At 62.3% G+C, this 14,740-nt stretch carries 10 protein-coding genes; 1 reads left to right on the top strand and 9 read right to left on the bottom strand.

Translation table 11 applies throughout. The features are described from left to right. Nucleotides 1–12: 12 nt before the first annotated feature. The 9 genes from rluB to AC4BCN_RS06915 form a co-directional block, all read right to left on the bottom strand. A complete protein-coding gene (gene rluB / locus AC4BCN_RS06955) occupies nucleotides 13–2,106 on the bottom strand; it encodes a 23S rRNA pseudouridine(2605) synthase RluB (RefSeq protein WP_490492869.1) in 2,094 nt (697 codons plus the stop codon). Further along, nucleotides 2,099–2,893 (bottom strand): SMC-Scp complex subunit ScpB, encoded by a 795-nt coding sequence (scpB, locus tag AC4BCN_RS06950; protein WP_034760153.1) that lies wholly within the window; start codon nucleotides 2,891–2,893, stop codon nucleotides 2,099–2,101. Before scpB ends, rluB begins: the two co-directional genes overlap by 8 nt. Nucleotides 2,894–3,097: 204 nt before the next feature. After that, nucleotides 3,098–3,274 (bottom strand): hypothetical protein, encoded by a 177-nt coding sequence (locus AC4BCN_RS06945; RefSeq protein ID WP_160309317.1) that lies wholly within the window; start codon nucleotides 3,272–3,274, stop codon nucleotides 3,098–3,100. Nucleotides 3,275–3,293: 19 nt separating this feature from the next. Beyond that, complete coding sequence (locus AC4BCN_RS06940) at nucleotides 3,294–4,313, bottom strand: glucokinase (RefSeq protein ID WP_485882449.1); 1,020 nt, start codon at nucleotides 4,311–4,313, stop codon at nucleotides 3,294–3,296. 377 nt (nucleotides 4,314–4,690) lie between these two features. Then, nucleotides 4,691–5,653, bottom strand: a complete 963-nt coding sequence (locus tag AC4BCN_RS06935; protein WP_070303333.1) for a VTT domain-containing protein — start codon at nucleotides 5,651–5,653, stop codon at nucleotides 4,691–4,693. Nucleotides 5,654–5,680: 27 nt separating this feature from the next. Beyond that, nucleotides 5,681–7,372, bottom strand: coding sequence for an ABC transporter ATP-binding protein (locus AC4BCN_RS06930; RefSeq protein ID WP_490492868.1), 1,692 nt, complete (start codon nucleotides 7,370–7,372; stop codon nucleotides 5,681–5,683). 9 nt (nucleotides 7,373–7,381) lie between these two features. Beyond that, complete coding sequence (locus AC4BCN_RS06925; RefSeq protein WP_128140440.1) at nucleotides 7,382–8,491, bottom strand: ABC transporter permease; 1,110 nt, start codon at nucleotides 8,489–8,491, stop codon at nucleotides 7,382–7,384. Between the two features lie 9 nt (nucleotides 8,492–8,500). Continuing rightward, entirely contained in the window at nucleotides 8,501–9,439 is a 939-nt protein-coding gene (locus AC4BCN_RS06920) for an ABC transporter permease (protein ID WP_034760169.1), read from the bottom strand. A gap of 31 nt (nucleotides 9,440–9,470) precedes the next feature. Further along, nucleotides 9,471–11,309 carry an ABC transporter substrate-binding protein gene (locus tag AC4BCN_RS06915; RefSeq protein WP_490492867.1) on the bottom strand — a complete coding sequence of 613 codons (1,839 nt, stop codon included), beginning with the start codon at nucleotides 11,307–11,309 and terminating at the stop codon, nucleotides 9,471–9,473. A 606-nt stretch (nucleotides 11,310–11,915) separates the two neighbouring features. On the opposite strand from AC4BCN_RS06915, the gene AC4BCN_RS06910 reads away from it, so the two are divergent. Further along, a complete protein-coding gene (locus tag AC4BCN_RS06910) occupies nucleotides 11,916–14,714 on the top strand; it encodes a TonB-dependent receptor (RefSeq protein WP_490492866.1) in 2,799 nt (932 codons plus the stop codon). Nucleotides 14,715–14,740 lie beyond the last annotated feature (26 nt).

Genomic DNA, 14,740 nt, shown 5'->3' with positions numbered 1-14,740 from the left:
AACTCTTCCCGATTAACCTTTGCTGCGGCGGCGCGGCATGCCATCCATGCCGCCACGATCCATGCCGCCACGCGGCTGGCCACCGGAGCGCGCTTGCCCACCGGCGCCACCACCCGTATTGCGGCGCGGACCCGTGTTGGCGAAGCCGAATGCCGTTTGCAGCGGATCGGGCTGGCGCGGACCGCGCTGCGGCGCGCGGCCTTCGCCGCCACCGGCCGGACGGCCTTGGCCCTGGCCTGCCGCACGCGGCGGACGGCCCTGGCCTTGCGGCGCACCTTCGAACGAGGCCGACGAGCGCAGCTGGCCGCCCTGGAATGGACCTTGCGGCTGGCCACGGCCAGGACCACGCGCTTCGCCTGGACGACCGGCGCCGCCTGGACGACCCTGACCTTGCGGACGGGCAAACTGGCCTTGCGGCTGGCCACGGCGCGGCGCGACCGGGAAAGGATCGGCGTTGCGGTTGCTCACATCAATGCGGTTGCCATTCGGCTCATCATCGCGGCTCGCCTTGCGCGCTTCGCGGCCCTTGGCTGCGCCAGCGGCACGCGGATCGCCCGATGCCGGCATTTTCTTTTCGATGCCATAGGCGGCCAGCAGGTCGCGCACGGTGTTTTCATCCATTTCTTCCCAGCGGCCGCGTTTCAGGCCGCTCGGCAGGGTCATGGCGCCGTAGCGGGTACGGATCAGGCGCGACACGGTCAGGCCGATCGCTTCGAACATGCGGCGCACTTCGCGGTTACGGCCTTCGCCGATCACCACGCGGTACCACTTGTTGATGCCTTCGCCGCCGCCATCGGCGATCTTCGAGAACTGCGCCAGGCCGTCTTCCAGCTCGACGCCGGCCAGCAGTTTCTGGCGCATGCCCTCTTCCAGCTCGCCCAGGGTACGCACGGCGTACTCGCGGTCGATGCCATAGCGCGGGTGCATCAAACGGTTGGCCAGGTCACCGGAGGTGGTAAACAGCAGCAAGCCTTCCGTGTTGAAGTCGAGGCGGCCAACGGCCAGCCACTTGCCCGCCTTCATGGTCGGCAGGCGGTCGAACACGGATGGACGGCCGTCCGGGTCGTTGTGGCTGACGATTTCGCCGGCCGGCTTGTGGTACACCAATACACGCGGCGGCTTCTTGCTGACGCGGCGCTGGATCAACTTGCCGTTGATGCGCACGTGATCGGTCGGCAGGATGCGCTGGCCGATGTGGGCCGGCTCGCCATTGACGGACACGCGGCCCGAAATGATCAGGTCTTCCATGTCGCGGCGCGAACCGAGACCGGCTTCGGCCAGCACCTTGTGCAGCTTCGGCGCGTCGTCGTCGGACGTCAGGTCGCGGCGCACGGCCACTTTCTGTACGCGGCCCGTGCCGCCCTCTTCGCTGTCGAACGCGTCGGAGGTAACGAACGAGAAGACAGCATCAGCGTCGCTGAGCTTGCCTGGCGCAGCCTGGCGGCCCTTGCCCTTTTTACGGCTCTTGCCGGCATTCTTGCCAGCGCCCGGCACGTCGTTGCGCGGGCCGCGCGGCAGGCGCGGGCCGGACACGAGGTTGCCTTCGGCATCGAACACGTCGGTCACAGGCGCGGCGGCTTGCTCGGCGACAGGTGCTGCTGCAACGGATTCGGCTGCCTGCGGCGCTTCGGCGCGCGGCGGCTGGCGCAGTGCGCGTTCCGCCTGCACGCCACGCATCTGGCGCGGACCACGGGTAGGACGTGCTTCGGCCGGCTTGTCGGCGACAGCTTCGGGCGCCGTTTCAGCGACGGCGGCAGCGGCCTTGGCGGCAGCGCGGGCGCGCGGCGGACGCGGTGCAGGGGCGGCAACCGCCTCGGCAGCCGCTTCGGCGGCATCGGCCACGGCCTTCAAGGCTGGCTTGGCGCGGGTTTTCTTGACGGCTGGCGCGGCTTCAGTTTCAGCAGCAGCGACGACGGACGATTCAGCAGCTGCGTCGGCGGCCACGTCAGCTTTCGTGCGGCGCTTCGGCTTGGCAGTGGCGGTGTCGCCGGCAGCGACGGCAGCGGCCGTATCAGCTTCGATCTGGGCCTTGGTGCGGCGCTTGGGCTTGGCAACGATGGCTTCGTCGCTGGCGGTAACTGTCTCGGGTGTGTTCGGATTATTCATTCTTCGTTTCTTGGCTGTGCTGACCTGGCGCAGCGTCAACCGTTAGTTCTGGCGCAGGGTCGTGAGTGTAGGCTTCGTCCGTGGGCGAAGCATCGGGGCCGGCATCAAGGCTTGCTGTCACATCTACATCTGTCACAGCCGTATTGCTACCTGCACCAAGCTGGGGGACAAGCTCATTGCTTGCCTTGTCAAAATTTTCCTGCAGGGCCGCTTCCAGGGCTTCGAGCCCATTGCCCTGCATCTCGCTGATTTGCTGCAAAGGCGGCAGCTGGGACAGCGATTGCAAACCCAGGTCATCCAAAAATTGCTTGGTGGTGGCCAGCAAGGCCGGCCGTCCCACCACGTCGCGGTAGCCGATGGCATCGACCCAGCCACGATCTTCCAGCATCTTGATCGTCTGCGAATTGACGGCAACGCCGCGAATTTCCTCGATATCGCCGCGCGTCACCGGCTGGCGGTAGGCGATGATGGCGAGGGTTTCCAGGGTCGCCCGCGAATACTTGGGCGGCCGCTCGGGCGTCAAACGGTCGAGATACATCTTCATTTCCGGGCGGCTTTGAAAGCGCCAGCCGGAAGCCAGACTGACGATCTCGATGCCGCGCCCTTCCCACTCATCGCGCAACTCTTCCAGCAACTGCTTGATCGTATCGGCGCCAACGCCGACACCGCGCACGCGACCATTCTCGTCCGCATCGACGAACAGCTTCTTCAAGCTGTGGATCGTCAGCGATTCACGAGCGCACAGCAACGCGGTTTCGAGGACTTTTTTAGCCTCAATTGTATTCATAGCAATTCTGTGCGGATGTGTGTTGCAATTCGTATGCAGAGAAAGAAATCAAAAACGTTCATTTCAACGTAACAGATGGCAGACATCGATGATGACGCCGTGCTGGGTTACTAGTTGAGGCTGTTTTTCCGACGCCTTGGCCGATGCGCGCAAAGCGGGACTAAAGCGGATGCAGTGAAAGTCCTGCCATCCATGGTGCTGGCCTTAAATAACCAGCAATGAAACGAACTCCGGAGCAGCTGCTTTTCCCGTGGCGGCGAACCAGCCAGACAGGAGAGCGACAGTCGTCGTTTCATCCAACGATGCCAATTGTACCTGATAAAAAGCGGAAAAGCGCAAAACCGGGCAAAACACGCGTTTTACCCGGCCCTGGCGCGACATATCGGCCCCTGCTCGCACATCACTGGGAGGCGAGTTTCTCCGAGAGAATAGCCGATGCGCCCAGGAACGCTGGGTATTGCGCCGTGATGACGAAGGTCGGCACTTGCGAGACGTAATTGGCGAAGCGGCCCTTGCGCTCGAAGCGGGCGCGGAAACCGGAGCGGTCGAAACGCGCGCCCAGGCGTGGCACGATGCCGCCGCCGATATAGATGCCGCCCAGCGCGCCCAGGGTGACGGCGACGTTGCCCGCCACCGTGCCGAGCATGCAGCAGAACGCTTCGATGACGTCGTCGCACAGCTGCGATTCGCCGGCCAGCGCGCGGCGCGTGATTTCCGCCGCCGGCAAGTCTTCCGCCGGCACGCCGGCGCGGTCGGCCAGGGCCCGGTAGATCAGTTCCAGTCCATCGCCGGAAATCAGGCGTTCGGCCGAGACGTGCTCGTATTCGCGCCAGGCGAATTGCAAAATGCTCACTTCCACTTCATTGAACGGCGCAAAACTGACGTGGCCGCCTTCGCTTTGCAGGGCGATCCAGCCGCCGTGCGATGGAATCAGGCCCGACACGCCCAGGCCCGTGCCGGCGCCGATCAGGCCGATGGCCGTATTCGGACGGGCCGTGCCCGCGCCCACCTGGTGCTTTTGCTCGTTTGACAGCTGCGGCAGGGAGCGCGCCAGCGCCGTGAAATCGTTGACCACGTCCAAAGTCGTGAAACCGCACTCTTCGCGCATGGCGCGGATCGAGAACGACCAGTGGTGGTTCGTCATGCTGAGGAAATCGCCGTCGACCGGGTTGGCGATGGCGATCACGGCATGGCGTACGGCTTGCCCGCCGGCGGCAGCGACGTGCGGCAAGGCCAGATAGGCTTGCAGGGCGGCGGACAGGCTAGGGTAATCGGCACAGGGCAGCACTTCCACCAGGGTGATGTGGCCAGCGGCCACTTCCAGGGCGAAACGGGCATTGGTGCCGCCCACGTCGGCCAGCAGGCGCGGTCCATCGGCGAAGGCGGAAGTCGGCAGTACGGGAGAAGACGAAGCGCTCATGATTTTAAATGATGAAGTGGGACGCATGGGACGCCAAGCTTAAAGGATGAATGCGCCCGGAGGCAAGCGAAGTTTGTAGTTTAAGTACATCAAAACAAGCCTTTATTGGTAGTTCCACTCCAAATGCAACAGGCAACGCTAAAATTACTTAGAAACAATGATTTATAGTAAGTGCTTGCACTCATCAGGCGCGCGAAAAGCATGCTGCACAGCAGCAGGAGCCGCCTTGAAAACACAGTATGCCGGAGTTTGCGCAAAGCCGCTTTGTACGCGGCGGCGCGGGTGCAGCGCCACCGTCCTGGCGCTGCCGCAAAGCGGTTTTCGTATTATTACTACCGGTTTTTGACTGCCCGCCTGGCGAGCAGGAAGGAGGGAAATCAGGAGGGCAAGCCTTCGCCCAGCAGGCTGGCGGGCGCCGGCTGGTCCGAGCGGTAGGCGGCATTCCACGCGTCCAGGCCGCCATGCAAGGGCTTGGCGCGGTGAAAGCCGTGCTGGTGCAGCAGTTTGGCCACTTGCGCGGCCGTCACGTCGTTGGGACAGCTGCAATACACGATGATGTGGCGGTCCTTGTCCATGGCGATCATGGCGGGCACCGGCTCCTTGCCATTGAAGAACAAGGCGCCCGGTACGGCCGGTTCCAGCGCCTGCGCCGTGGCGCTGCGCGCGTCGACCATCAGCGGTTCCTCGCCCTGCTCTATGAGTTCGAGCAATTCATCGATGCCGATGCGCTCGATCTGCAGGGCCTGGCGGAAACGCCGGCGTTCGAGGAATTTGTACAGCAGGAACAAGCCCAGCAAGGTGGCCAGCATCAGCAAGGCCGTGCTGCCCATGGTGCTGAGCAAGTCGAGCACCTGCTGCACGCTGGCATGGAAAATCACGCCGACGACGATGCCCGTGCCACTCCACAGCAAGGCGCCCAGGCCTGCGTACAGGAAGAACAGGCCCGGCGGCGTGCCCAGCGCGCCCGACATGGGAGCCGCCACGGTATTGAAACCCGGCACGAACTTGGAGACGATCAGGGCTTTCGGGCCCCAGCGCTTGAATTTGTCTTCCGTCTGGCTGACGCAGTAATCGGGCGACAGCGAGATACGGCACAGCAGCCGCAGGATGCGCTTGCCAAAATGGCGGCCCGCGCGGAACCACGTGAAGTCGCTGATCAGGCAGGCGCCCAGGGCGGCGGCCAGCACCAGCGCCCCATTCATGTCGCCATCGACGGCCAGCGCCCCCGCCACTACGAGGATGGGGAAAGCGGGAATCGGCAGGCCGAGCTGCTCCACCAGCACGATGCCAAAGACTATCAGGACACCGTAATGTTCGAGCAGGTAAATGAGGTTGGGCATGGCCGCTATCTTACCGTAAAAAGGCCCTTACAATTGCACGCCCTTCGGTATGGCGCTCAATAGGGCGCGCGTGTACGGATGCACGGGATTGCGGTACAGCTCATCCGAATCGGCCAGCTCCACCACTTGCCCCTTGTGCATCACCATCACCTGGTCGGCGATGTATTTCACCACCGACAAATCGTGCGAAATGAAGATGTAGGACAGGCCGAATTCATCCTGCAAGTCCTGCAGCAAGTTCAGCACCTGCGCCTGCACGGAAACGTCCAGCGCCGACACGGATTCGTCGCAGACGAGAATTTCCGGCTGCATGGTCAGGCAGCGGGCAATGGCGATGCGCTGGCGTTGGCCGCCCGAGAACTCGTGCGGATAGCGGTGGAAGGCCTGTTCCGGCAAGCCGACTTTATCGAGCAGCCAGTAGGCCTTGGCGATGCGTTCCTTGTCATCGGCGCCGATGTTGTGGATGCGCATCGGTTCGAGCAAGATCTGTCCCACCGTAAAGCGGGGGTTCAGGGACGCATACGGATTCTGGAAGATGATCTGGATGCGGCGCTTATAGGGCAGGTATTCCTTGTTTGGCATGGCAATCAGGTCCTTGCCGTGGAACATGGCCGTGCCGCCCGTCGCCTGGTGCAGGCGCAGCAGGGTCAAGCCCACCGTCGTCTTGCCTGAGCCGGATTCGCCCACCACGCCCAGCGTCTTGCCGCGCGGCAAAGTGAACGACACATCCTTGACGGCCTGGAACTCGCGCTTGCCGAACAGGCCGTCGCGCGTATAAAAGCTTTTGCTCAGGTTATTCACCACCAGCACGGGCTCGTCACCGGGCGTGTAGCCGCGCGTGCGCTGTTTCACCTCGACGCCGGGGCCAGCCTTGCCCTCCATATAGTCGGCAATCACTGGCAGGCGCCACGGGCGCTCGTCCAGCGACGGGCGGCAATGCAGCAGGGCTTTGGTATAACTGTCTTGCGGCGCTTCGAATACCTGGCGCACCTCGCCCGTCTCGCGCACTTCGCCATGGCGCATGACGATCACGTGGTCGGCGATCTCCCCCACCAGGCCCAGGTCGTGGGTAATGAACAGCACGGACATCTGATGCTTCTTTTGCAGCGCCGCGATCAAGTCCATGATCTGTTTCTGGATCGTCACGTCCAGCGCCGTCGTCGGTTCGTCGGCGATCAGCAGTTTCGGTTCACAGGCGATCGCCATGGCGATCATCACGCGCTGCTGCTGGCCACCCGACATCTGGCTCGGGTAGGCGTCGATCTTGGTGGCCGGATCGGGAATGCCCACTTCCTCGAGCAGTGCCAGGGTGCGCGCCCGCGCCTGCTTGCGGTTCATGCCCATATGCTGGCGCAGCACTTCGGCGATCTGGAAACCGACGGTGAACACGGGGTTCAGCGACGACATCGGCTCCTGGAAGATCATCGAGATGTCCTTGCCGCACATGGTGCGCCGCTCGGCGATAGACAGGTCCAGCAAATTGCGCCCGCCAAAATGGATGCTCGAGGCGGGGTCGATGATGGTGTTATCCGGCGGCAGCAGGCCCATCACGGCCAGCGAACTGACGGACTTGCCGCTGCCCGATTCGCCCACCAGCGCGACGGTGCTGTTGCGCGGCACCTTGAACGAAATGCCCTTGACGGCTTCGAACGTGGTCTTCTTGTCCAGGCGGAAGGTGACGCGCAGGTCGCGCACTTCCAACAGGTTATTCTGGTCCATGAGCAACTCCTATTTCACTTTGGGGTCGAGCGCATCGCGCAAGGCATCGGTAAACAGCGAGAACGCCGTCACCAGCACGGCCATCGCCGTGGCGGCGGCTGTCAGCTGCCACCATTTGCCCAGGATCAGTTCATTTTGTGCCTCGTTAAGCATGCTGCCCCACGAGACGGTACCCACCGGCACGCCAAAGCCGAGGAAGCTCAAAATCACTTCGGCCTTGATGAAGCCCACCACGAGGATCGACATTTGCACCAGTGCCACGTGGCTCACGTTCGGGAAGATGTGGGAAAACATCTTGCGCCAGTGCGAAGCGCCAATCGCGTCGGCCGCCATCACGTATTCGCGCGCCTTGTGCTTGATGTATTCGGCGCGGATCAAACGGTACGGCCCCGTCCAGCCAGTCAGCCCCAGGATCAGCACGATGGTCAGCACGCCCTTTTGCTGCAGCACGGCCGCCACCGTCAAGATCATCAGGATGGACGGAATCGATGTAAAGATGCTGTAGAACCAGTTGAAGAAATCATCGACGACGCCACCGAAGTAGCCGGACACGGCGCCAAACAAGGTGCCCAGCACGACGGCCAGCAAGGCTGCCACCAGGCCCACGACGATCGATGTTTCACCGCCCTTGATGGTTTTCTGGATAATGTCGTGGCCCCACTTGTCGGCGCCGAACGGCAGTGTCGCCGCCTTGTGCGTGACGAGTTTCTTGGCCTTGCCCATGCCGGCGCGCAAGGCCGTCAAGTCGTCGGCCAGCGGGTCGGTGACGCCGTACATTTCCACGCCGGCGGATGGGTTACTACCCATCTGGGCGCGCAGTTCGGCGATGTCGTCGGCCAGCGGATCGAGCACGTTGACGGGGGTGGGCGCGCTGCGCTCATCGGCCAGGGGAATGGCGCCATCGGCGGCCACGTCTTTGTCGGCGCCGACAAAGGTGGGCGGCGCATAGCTGACGGCCACTTCGTCTTCCCAGTTCGAGGCCACCAGGCCGCTGGCGGACGCCAGCACCAGCAGGAAAAAGGCGCCGACCACGGCCAGCGATACCATTGCAATCTTGTCGCCGCGCAAACGGCGCCACGCCAGGGCCCACAGGCCGGGCGATGTATGAGGTTTCGACATCGTCTCTTTCTACTTCAGTTGTACGCGAGGATCGACCGCCTGGTACAGCAGGTCGGTGAGCAGGTTGAAGAGCATGGTGGCGGCGGCAACATACACGGTGATCGCCTTAATCACCGGAAAGTCGCTGCGCTCGACGGCCAGGATCACTTCACGCCCGATGCCGGGGATGCCGAAGAAGCGCTCGAGCAGGAAAGCGCCGATCAGCAGAGCCGGCAAGTTCGACATCACATAGGTAATGATGGGAATGGCGGCGTTGCGCAGCACGTGCACCCACATGATGCGGCCTTCCTTCAAGCCCTTGGCGCGCGCCGTGCGCACGTAATCCTGGTTGGCCTCGTCCAGCACGAAGGTGCGGAACAGGCGCAGGGTCGGCGCGATGGACACGGCCAGGCCGATCAGAATCGGCAAAGTGGAATAGCGCAGCAGGTTTTCCCAGAAGCTGTCGCCCCAGCCCTGCACGGGGAACAGGCCCAGTTTATAAGCAAAGCCGTACTGGAAGACGATGATGTAGACGAGAATGGAAATCGACATGCCCACCGTGCAGGCGATCATGACGGCGCGGTCCGTCAGCGAACCGCGCACGAAAGCGATGGCCAGCGCCAGCGCCACGCCAAAAAACGTTTCCAGCACGGTCAGCGGAATCAGGACCATCATCGACGGGCCCAGGCGCGAGGTGATGATGTGCGACACGGATTCGCCCGTCGCCCAGCTCTGGCCGAAGTCGAACGTGACGATCTGCTTGATGAAGATCCACAGTTGCACGTAATACGGCTGGTCGACGCCGAGCTGGCGGCGGATGTTGGCGATGCTTTCCGCACTAGACATCTTGCCGGCCAGGATGTAGGCGGGGTCGCCGCCCACCCAGTTGAACAGGATAAACACCAGCAGGACGACGCCCAGCATGGTGGGCAGCATCTGCCACAGGCGGCGCAGGATATAAGCAAACATAATGATTCCCTAGCGTTATAAGCTGCGCTTATTATTTAGGCGAGCTGGCAGCTAGCGCAACCGGTGCACCGTTGCTGTCGATATCCATGTACGCCCATTCCTGGAACATGATCGGGTGCTTCTTGTAGCCGAGCACCGACTTTTGCGCCAGCATGTTGCGGTAGCGCGCGTAGCCGATCAGGGCGCCCGCGTTCACTTCCAGGCGGCGCGCCATCTTGTGGAACAGCTCGTCGCGCTCGGGGCTGGCCGGCATGGCCTGGCTGGCCGCGTACCACTTGTCGTATTCGGGATCCTGGTAGCAGCCATTGTTGTTCTGGTGCGTGTTCGGGCCATAGAACAGCTGCATGAAGTTGTCGCCGTCCGGATAGTCGGCCAGCCATGGCGCCGTGCGCGTCTGCATCTTGCACTGCTTTTCCGTCTTTAAAATGTCGGAAAAGATCATGCGGTCGTTTTCCATGCGGATGCCCAGCGAGTTGTAGGTCTTGCGCCACATTTCCGCCTGCAGCACGCCGTTCGCTTCATTGCGTGAAGCGTAGCGGATCAAGAGCGGCTTGCCGTCCGGCAAAGTACGCCAGCCATCGGCGCCCTTCTTGTAGCCGAATTTGTCGAGCAATTTGTTCGCCAGCACAGGATCGTATTGCAGCAGGCTCTTGTAGTGAGGATCGTAGCCGACGACGCCGGGCGGTATCGGATAGTCAAGGCGCTTGGCCTGGCCATTCCAGATGATGCGAATTTCTTCGTCGATGTTGTGCGCCATGGCAATGGCACGGCGCAGGGCGATCTTTTCCTTGCTGAAGCCACCCAGGGTCGGGTCTTCCATATTCCAGTAGTAATAGCTGATTTCCGGGTCCAGCAGGCGCGACAGTTGCACGCCCTTCTCCGCCAGCTCGGGACGCAGCTTGCCGTTGAGCAGCGCTTTTGGCGCCAGTGGACCGTCGAGCCAGAACACGTCCGTGCCGCCGCTCTGGAACGACAGCCAGCGCGACTGGTCTTCGATCATGACGGATATTTCAATGCGGTCGATGGCGGGAATGCGCTTGCCCTGCATCTGGCGCACGATGCGCTGGTCGTCGGGATCATCGCCAGCCAGGAAATTCCACGTTTCCGGCAAGTGCTGCGGGTTGCGGTTCAGGACGATGCGGTTGCCGCGCGTCCATTCGCCCAAGGTGTAGTAGCCGGTACCGACGGGATTCGAGCCCACTTCGCCCTTCACGTCGCCATACTTTTCCACCACTTCGCGCGCCACGGCGGACGTCGGCACGTAGGCGAGGATCATGGGAAAATTGAAATCGGTCTTGGTGAGGGTCACGCGCAGGGTGTACGGGTCGAGGATGTCCAGGCCGGCCACCTTCTTGCTGTAGTCGAGCTTGTTCGACTTGGCCGCATCCTTGGCCAGGTCGTCGAGTCCCACTACCTTGCCTTCGAACAGCCAGCTGTGCGGCGAGGCCAGACGCGGGTCGAACAGACGCTTCCACGAATACACGTAGTCGGCCATCGTCAGTTCGCGGCGCTTGCCGCCGAACGCGGGGTCCGGCGTGTAATACATGCCTTTTTTCAGGCGGATGGTGTAGGTCTTGCCGTCGGCGGACACTTCCGGCATGGCGGCCGCAGCACCGGGCACCACCTTGACGGGGCGCGCCAGGTAATCATAGGTGTACAGGGTGTCGAAGACGGCCTGCGTGATGTGGTTCGAATACAGGTCGCGCGCGGTGGCCGGATCGAAGCCCGTCTCGGCGGCCGGCAAGATATAGCGCAAGGTTTTCACCGGCGCGCCTGCGGCAGCAGGGGCAACATCGGCGGCAATGGCCGCCAGCGGCAGGGTGGCCAGGCAGGCGAGCAGCGCCACGCGCCGCATCCATGGTGACTTCATGTAATACCCTTCATCTCGATTATCTGTCGCACCGTATTGGTGCGCTTGTACTGGCTTCCCCCTGGGATACAGGATTCCACCGCCAAAACCAGTCCATCCTCGCAAGATCTATGCCTTGTTCAGGGCCAGCCGCGACCGCATGCAGGCGAGCCGGAAAAAGGCGTAACGATAACGCATATTCTGTTCGCCGGGCGAAAAGCCGCAGCACAGGCGTGCCGCGCAGCCACGACCGCCTGCCTCGCGGGGAGAATCTTCCGCAGCGCAGCATAGACAGGCGGCGTCCATGAAAAAACGGCCTGGCAGCAACCCTTATGGTTGCCAATGACAGCTGTTTTTATGGCAGTACGGAAAATACGCATCGCACTGCAACATTAAAATAATTGCAATTATTGAAATGCATCAACATGATAAAAAACACTGTTGTTTCCATGCTGAAAGCAGATGTGTGCGCGTTGACAAGGTTTCTCGGCAAATGGTCTTATCAATGGCGGCAACTCACACAATATGCCGTTTGATCCACAGCGATTGCCGACGCAGCAATCTTTATCACCTTGGCAAAGCTGTGCCGCACAAGGGCCAGCCGAGCACACTTTCGGAGTTCTGAGAATGATGATGGAAACAGTGATATCCCGCTCCGTACGCCTGATTTTTTCGGGTAGCGTAGCAGCGCTCAGCCTGGGCATGATGGCTGCGCCGGCCATGGCGCAAGACGCCAATGTTCAACGTGTGGAAATTACAGGCTCGAGCATCAAACGGGCCACGGCCGAGACCGCATCTCCGGTACAGGTCATCAGCCGCGACGACTTGATGAAATCGGGCAAGGCCACCGTCGCCGAGTACCTGCAAACCCTGACCGCCGATGGCGCCGGCTCCCTGCCGACGGGCTTCGGCAACGGCTTTGCCGCCGGTTCCACGGCCATCTCGCTGCGCGGCCTGGGCGCCACCTCGACCCTGGTCTTGCTCAATGGCCGCCGCATGGCGCCGTTCGCGCGCGCCGATGACGGCCAGAAGAGCTTTACCGACCTGTCCACCGTGCCGATGCAGATCGTCGAGCGCATCGAAATCCTGAAAGACGGCGCATCGTCGACCTACGGCGCGGACGCCATCGCCGGCGTCGTCAACATCATCTTGCGCAAGGACTTCGAAGGCCTGACCCTGAAAGGCGACACGGGCATCTCGGGCGACAGCGACGCCAAGCAGCACCGCGCCTCGCTGACCTTCGGCAAGGGCAACCTCGATACGGATAAATTCAATGTCGTCGTCAATGCCGAGTACAGCAAATCGGACATGCTGATGAACAATGACCGTGCCGGCCGCAAATGGATAGGCAAGGCCGACCTGCGCCCGTATGGCTATGCGATCAACACCCAGTTCGCCGGCGGCTACATCAATGGCAACAACGATGCAAATGCCTCGCCAGCGGGCCTGATCCGCGACCCCGTCACCAACAACTATGTGTCCCTGCCCGGCTGCTCGAGCTTGTCCGTGTCTTCGCCGCAAGATCCGAAGGGCGGCTGTTTGTGGCACCACGACCAGTTCCGCTCGATGCAGCCGAAGATCGAATCGATCAACCTGTACACGCGCGGCACCTGGCAAGTCAATGCCGACACCCAGGTGTACGCGGAAGCGGGCTACTCGAAGCGCGATACGGCCTTCACCCTGATACCGCCATCGATCACGCCGACCATCGCCTTCCCGCCCAACGCCACCAGCCCGACTGGCGTCGTCAACTACGGTTCCGGCGCCGGCACCACCATTGTGCTGGCCGCCAACCATCCGCAAAACCCGTATGGCGTGCCGGTGCGCGTACGCTACCAGGCCTTCGATGTGGGCGCCAGCACGCGCCAGGCCAACAACGAGTTCAACCGCATCGTGCTCGGCGTCAAGGGCAACGCCATGGGCTGGGACTACGATGCAGGCTATACGCATTCGGAATCGAAGCTGCACCTCGATTACAGCAACATGCTGAACATGGCCGTCGTCAAGGATGCGCTGGGCAATCCGAACAGCCAATATTTCCCGTACTACATCGGCGCGCAGGCGGGCAAGAATCCCGCTTCGCTGTACGCGGCCATGGTGACGAACGCCACCTCCGATTCCACCACCAAGCTCGACATCATCGACTTCAAGGCGTCGCGCGAACTGATGCAGTTGCCCGGCGGCGCCCTGGGCCTGGCCGTGGGTGCGGAACACCGCCGCGACAAGCTCGACAATCCATCGCTGTCGGGCACGGAAAACGGTTCCATCAACTCGAGCTACGTGGCGGCCAAGGGCGACAGCAAGGTCTCGGCCGTGTTCCTCGAAGTGCTGGCGCCCGTCATCAAGACGGTGGAACTGTCGGGCGCCTTGCGTTACGACAAATATGACCGTTTCTCGTCGACCACGCCGAAGCTGGGCGCCAAGTGGACGCCGCTGAAAACCTTCGCCGTGCGCGGCACGTATTCGGAAGGCTTCCGCGCACCGGGCCCCGCCGAAAGCAATGCCAATTCGCAATCGACGGGCACATCGACCGTGAGCGATCCCGTGCGCTGCCCGGGCGGCACCCGCCTGCCGGGCGCCAATGCCAGCGACTGCGAACTGCAAGTGGCGGCAGTCAAGATCGGCGACCCCAGCCTCAAACCGGAAAAATCCAAGGGCTACACCCTGGGCCTCGTGTGGGATCCGTTCAACGATACCAGCCTATCGCTCGATGGCTGGAAGATCAAGCGTGAAAACGAGATCAACCCGCTGCCCTACAACGAAGCGGCCGCCCTGCCGACGGCCATCCGCGCCGACAACAACCTGACCATCAATGGCGTGGTGGTGCCGAACACGGGCACCTTGCTGATCACCAAGGCGCCGTACCGCAACTCCAGCTTCACGGAGATCAAGGGTATCGACCTGGACGTCAAGCAGCGCGTGCGCCTGGGCGACTACGGCCGCGCCACGTTCGGCCTGACCTGGACCCACATCGCTTCGTGGGTACGGGCCGAGTCGTCCACCGTGCGCTACCAGTTCGCCGGTACGCATGGCAATTGCGATACCTCCAACTGCGCGGGCACGCCGAAGGACAAGATCAACCTCACCGGCTCGTGGGACCTGGGCAACTGGAACGTCAGCGGCGTGCTGAACTACCGTTCGGACATGAAGAACATCCTGTTTGAAGGCAAGCCCTGCGCTTCCAAGCTGGCCGACAGTACACCGGCGCCAAACGGTTGCAAGATCGCCTCGTTCACCACGCTCGACCTGTCGAGCCGCTGGAACGTCAACAAGCAGTTGCAATTGTTTGCCTCGATCAACAACGTGACCGACAAGATCGCGCCGCTCGACCCGCTCACCTACGGCGGCATGAGCTACAACCCGATGGATGCCAGCGGCGCCATCGGCCGCTACTTCAAACTGGGCGCCAGCTACAAGTTCTTCTAAGCTGACACCTGTATCCTGACGCAAGG

Source organism: Janthinobacterium sp. Bl 1 (assembly GCF_058215535.1).
The sequence above is the reverse complement of the archived record's forward strand: the minus strand, read 5'-3'. Positions and strand labels throughout refer to the sequence as shown.

What these genes read in the sequence shown, in the direction of transcription:
- rluB (WP_490492869.1), bottom strand. Translation starts at nt 2,106, where the DNA reads ATGAATAATCCGAACACACCCGAGACAGTTACCGCCAGCGACGAAGCC.
- scpB (WP_034760153.1), bottom strand. Translation starts at nt 2,893, where the DNA reads ATGAATACAATTGAGGCTAAAAAAGTCCTCGAAACCGCGTTGCTGTGC.
- AC4BCN_RS06945 (WP_160309317.1), bottom strand. Translation starts at nt 3,274, where the DNA reads ATGTCGCGCCAGGGCCGGGTAAAACGCGTGTTTTGCCCGGTTTTGCGC.
- AC4BCN_RS06940 (WP_485882449.1), bottom strand. Translation starts at nt 4,313, where the DNA reads ATGAGCGCTTCGTCTTCTCCCGTACTGCCGACTTCCGCCTTCGCCGAT.
- AC4BCN_RS06935 (WP_070303333.1), bottom strand. Translation starts at nt 5,653, where the DNA reads ATGCCCAACCTCATTTACCTGCTCGAACATTACGGTGTCCTGATAGTC.
- AC4BCN_RS06930 (WP_490492868.1), bottom strand. Translation starts at nt 7,372, where the DNA reads ATGGACCAGAATAACCTGTTGGAAGTGCGCGACCTGCGCGTCACCTTC.
- AC4BCN_RS06925 (WP_128140440.1), bottom strand. Translation starts at nt 8,491, where the DNA reads ATGTCGAAACCTCATACATCGCCCGGCCTGTGGGCCCTGGCGTGGCGC.
- AC4BCN_RS06920 (WP_034760169.1), bottom strand. Translation starts at nt 9,439, where the DNA reads ATGTTTGCTTATATCCTGCGCCGCCTGTGGCAGATGCTGCCCACCATG.
- AC4BCN_RS06915 (WP_490492867.1), bottom strand. Translation starts at nt 11,309, where the DNA reads ATGAAGTCACCATGGATGCGGCGCGTGGCGCTGCTCGCCTGCCTGGCC.
- AC4BCN_RS06910 (WP_490492866.1), top strand. Translation starts at nt 11,916, where the DNA reads ATGATGATGGAAACAGTGATATCCCGCTCCGTACGCCTGATTTTTTCG.